This window comes from Clostridium cuniculi, assembly GCF_004353185.1.
Lineage (GTDB): Bacteria > Bacillota > Clostridia > Clostridiales > Clostridiaceae > Clostridium > Clostridium cuniculi.
This window is the reverse complement of record NZ_SMUS01000144.1, coordinates 1-356: the sequence shown is the minus strand read 5'-3', so window position 1 is coordinate 356 and position 356 is coordinate 1. Positions and strand designations below refer to the sequence as shown.

At 36.2% G+C, this 356-nt stretch carries 1 pseudogene; it reads right to left on the bottom strand.

The window, feature by feature from the left end:
* Positions 1-356, bottom strand: a pseudogene (locus tag EJJ37_RS20635) (hypothetical protein); the annotation flags it as partial.

Here is a 356-nt window from a genome sequence, read left to right as displayed (position 1 = left end):
CACCTTCAGAAGGAGTAGTAGTTGTATCTTCTTGATCATCAGTATCTACAGATGGAGGAGTTACAGAACCACCATTATCACCAGGAATTTCATCTATATCGTTAGAAGGAAGTTCTGGATTAGTATCTTCAGAAGAATTATCACTATCTACAGTTTCATCATCCTTTTGAGAGTTATCACCTTCAGAAGGAGTAGTAGTTGTATCTTCTTGATCATCAGTATCTACAGATGGAGGAGTTACAGAACCACCATTATCACCAGGAATTTCATCTATATCGTTAGAAGGAAGTTCTGGATTAGTATCTTCAGAAGAATTATCACTATCTACAGTTTCATCATCCTTTTGAGAGTTATCA